This is a genomic window from Halalkaliarchaeum sp. AArc-GB (genome assembly GCF_031432225.1).
In the GTDB taxonomy this organism is placed as follows: Archaea; Halobacteriota; Halobacteria; order Halobacteriales; family Haloferacaceae; genus Halalkaliarchaeum.
Genome location: NZ_JAVKGM010000033.1, coordinates 1 through 3,646, shown reverse-complemented (window position 1 = coordinate 3,646; position 3,646 = coordinate 1). Strand labels below are relative to the sequence as shown.

At 57.8% G+C, this 3,646-nt stretch carries 3 protein-coding genes and 1 CRISPR repeat array; all 3 genes read left to right on the top strand.

What is annotated here, in order from left to right; genetic code table 11:
- A partial coding sequence (locus RH858_RS16705; RefSeq protein ID WP_310562508.1) for a CRISPR-associated protein Cas4 occupies positions 1–323 on the top strand: 323 nt, incomplete at its 5' end.
- Between the two features lie 2 nt (positions 324–325).
- On the top strand, positions 326–1,318 hold the full coding sequence (gene cas1b, locus RH858_RS16700; RefSeq protein WP_310562507.1) for a type I-B CRISPR-associated endonuclease Cas1b: 993 nt from the start codon (positions 326–328) through the stop codon (positions 1,316–1,318).
- Entirely contained in the window at positions 1,318–1,578 is a 261-nt protein-coding gene (gene cas2 / locus RH858_RS16695; RefSeq protein WP_310562506.1) for a CRISPR-associated endonuclease Cas2, read from the top strand. Before cas1b ends, cas2 begins: the two co-directional genes overlap by 1 nt.
- Positions 1,579–1,691: 113 nt before the next feature.
- A CRISPR array of direct repeats spans positions 1,692–3,612; the repeat unit is 30 nt; unit sequence CTTTCAGACGAACCCTTGTGGGGTTGAAGC.
- Between the last annotated feature and the right edge of the window lie 34 nt (positions 3,613–3,646).

The window sequence follows — 3,646 nt, the reverse complement described above, 5'->3', positions numbered from 1 at the left end:
TTGGGATGGTATCGCTCGACCTCCTACAGGACGGACGTGTCGTTGAGATCAAACCCTCCTCGTCGCTGGTGGAACCTGCGACGATGCAGCTGTTGTACTACCTCTGGTATCTCGAGGAGTTCGCGGGCGTGGAGCGCGATGGCGTACTTGCTCATCCGAACGAACGAACACGCGAACCCGTCGAACTCGACGCCGATCACCGCAAAAAGGTAGAGGACGCGATTCGTGGAATCCACCGTGTCGTCACGAGTGACACGCCGCCCGAGGCCACCGAAAAGCCGTTCTGCTCCTCGTGCGCTTACCACGACTTCTGCTGGTGTTGACCATGGACAGGAATTACCATGTGTTCTCCGATGGACACATCGAACGACGAGACGACACACTCCGGGTCGTCACCGACGACGGCGAGAAAAAGCACATTCCGATCGAACACGCGGAGGCCGTGTACCTCCACGGACAGATCGACTTCAATACGCGCTTCGTTTCGTTTCTCAACGGCGAGGGGGTTGCAGCCCATGTGTTTGGCTGGAAGGACTACTACGCCGGATCGATCATGCCGGAGAAAGGCCAGACATCCGGTCGGACGGTCGTCGCGCAGGTTTCCACGTACGAGCATGACGAACGCCGGCTTCGGATCGCTCGTGAATTCGTCGCTGGAAGCATTCACAACATGCGGTCGAACGTTCTCTACTACCACAACCGGGGACGAGACTTCCAACAAGCGCTCGCCCGCCTGGATGACGCCGCCGGACGCGTGGACACCACCGACGACGTGTCCGAACTGATGGGCGTCGAAGCAACCGCTAGGAAGGCGTACTACGGAACCTTCTCGACGATTCTCCCGGACGAGTTCTCGTTTACGGGACGACGATTCGACCCGCCGACCGACGAGGTGAACAGCGTTGTTTCGTTCGGCAACTCGCTCGTGTACGCCAACTGCGTCTCGGCGATCCGTGCCACCGCGCTTGATCCCTCCGTGAGCTATCTCCACGAGCCCGGCGAGCGGCGCTACTCGCTCTCGCTCGACATCGCCGACCTGTTCAAGCCGGTCCTCGCTGACCGTGTGATGTTCCGGCTGTTCAACCGAAACCAACTCTCCGACGATGACTTCCGATCGGAGGTCGGCGCCTGCCTCCTCTCCGAATCCGGTCGGAAAACGTACACGCGAGAGTTCGAGAAAACGCTTGAAGAGACCGTCGACCATCCTCGCCTCAATCGAAAGGTGAGCTACCAGTACCTTATGAGACTGGAGGCGTACAAGCTCAAAAAGCACCTCCTCACCGACGAGCCTTACGACGCCTTCCGGAGGTGGTGGTGATGTACGTCGTGCTCGTTTACGATATGGAAGCCGACCGAACACAGCGAATGCTGAAGCTCTGTCGTCGTTACCTTACCCACGTGCAGAACTCGGTGCTCGAAGGACACATCACGGAAGGTGACCTCGCACAACTCCGAAACGCCATCGAGGACCTCCTGATCACCGGTGAAAGCGTGATCGTTTACGAGCTTTCGTCGGAGACGCTCGTCGACCGCACCGTCTACGGCGACGATCCCACTGAGGATAGTCGGTTTCTCTGAGCACGCCGCCGGGTGCCATCGACCCCCGGGCGGTTCGGCGCCTATTGAGGGTCGACGAAAACACTTGTGTGTGAGCCGCCAGTAGATCCTGTGTGGTGCCCAAATCAGCCACCCTTTCAGACGAACCCTTGTGGGGTTGAAGCACCGATCGGATCAAGGGCGCGGTGACGATCAACCGCCTTTCAGACGAACCCTTGTGGGGTTGAAGCCCGATCGGATCAAGGGCGCGGTGACGATCAACCGCTTTCAGACGAACCCTTGTGGGGTTGAAGCGACCTTGGGCTTGGGGATTACGGCGAATGGACGCTCTTTCAGACGAACCCTTGTGGGGTTGAAGCATATAGACGTTCAAGATAGGATTGGCTCAAAGGCCACTTTCAGACGAACCCTTGTGGGGTTGAAGCTCTTTGAGGTGTTGTATCTGTGACCGATGTAGCCGACTTTCAGACGAACCCTTGTGGGGTTGAAGCGCAGGGACGCTCAAAGTTCTTGCACCCCCGTTGACCTTTCAGACGAACCCTTGTGGGGTTGAAGCGCCGGGTCTATCCCACAGCAAATATTGGACTTTGTTACTTTCAGACGAACCCTTGTGGGGTTGAAGCACCCACTCCCCCATAACGCTCGTCATCGTTACCGGACCTTTCAGACGAACCCTTGTGGGGTTGAAGCCGTCTCGTCGTTAAATGCCGTCGCATGGCCTTTTAACTTTCAGACGAACCCTTGTGGGGTTGAAGCAACGGGCAGACGATTAGCCAGGGCGATCTAAGAGACTTTCAGACGAACCCTTGTGGGGTTGAAGCACTCGGAAATTCAAGCAGAGTACATACGAACCGGACTTTCAGACGAACCCTTGTGGGGTTGAAGCAGCCAAGGGGCGTGGATACCGACTTCGTGGTTGCCCTTTCAGACGAACCCTTGTGGGGTTGAAGCAAGTGTGGGTAAGCGGGGCGCGGAAACTTGAAAGCCTTTCAGACGAACCCTTGTGGGGTTGAAGCGTCGGAGGGAGTTAACGCGAGTCAATTGGTGAACCTTTCAGACGAACCCTTGTGGGGTTGAAGCCGTCGTATCCGCCGCTGAATTTGTCGATGCCTACTTTCAGACGAACCCTTGTGGGGTTGAAGCGACGTCCGCCAATAGATGCATGATCCGGAATAGGATACTTTCAGACGAACCCTTGTGGGGTTGAAGCCTGGGTAAGATAGTCGTATCCGCCGGTCGTCGGGTCTTTCAGACGAACCCTTGTGGGGTTGAAGCCTGCTCGGCGTCCGGTCGGGACTCCGCAGTGACGACTTTCAGACGAACCCTTGTGGGGTTGAAGCCATGTCCTCGCACGTGCACGTGGGCGTCTCACCGACTTTCAGACGAACCCTTGTGGGGTTGAAGCAGGGGCCGAGCGGTCAGTACCGCTCACAGACTGCTTTCAGACGAACCCTTGTGGGGTTGAAGCACTCGCCATCGCAATCACCTCGGAAAATGACCTTGCTTTCAGACGAACCCTTGTGGGGTTGAAGCGCGAAACACTTCGACAGCAGCGACGGCGGGTTCGCTTTCAGACGAACCCTTGTGGGGTTGAAGCCCCGCTGGGGGATGTGACCTCCTCAATCTGCGGTTTCTTTCAGACGAACCCTTGTGGGGTTGAAGCTCCGAGTGAACGAGCCATTTGCCGAGCTCTCGGATCCTTTCAGACGAACCCTTGTGGGGTTGAAGCCTCGCGGACTCGACCCCAATACTCGCCGACCGTCGACTTTCAGACGAACCCTTGTGGGGTTGAAGCCACGCCAGGAACGGGATCGCGTCGATCGCGACGTCCTTTCAGACGAACCCTTGTGGGGTTGAAGCCCGATCGTGACGTCCGCGTCGATCCACGGATCGTCTTTCAGACGAACCCTTGTGGGGTTGAAGCCGCTGATCGTGGAGGATCGCGGCCGAGTGAGCGAGCTTTCAGACGAACCCTTGTGGGGTTGAAGCGTCGCGAGATCTGAGTCGACCGGAGTCGGATCCGTGCTTTCAGACGAACCCTTGTGGGGTTGAAGCTCCTGAGCAGCGACGGACGCGGCCCCGAGCGGGA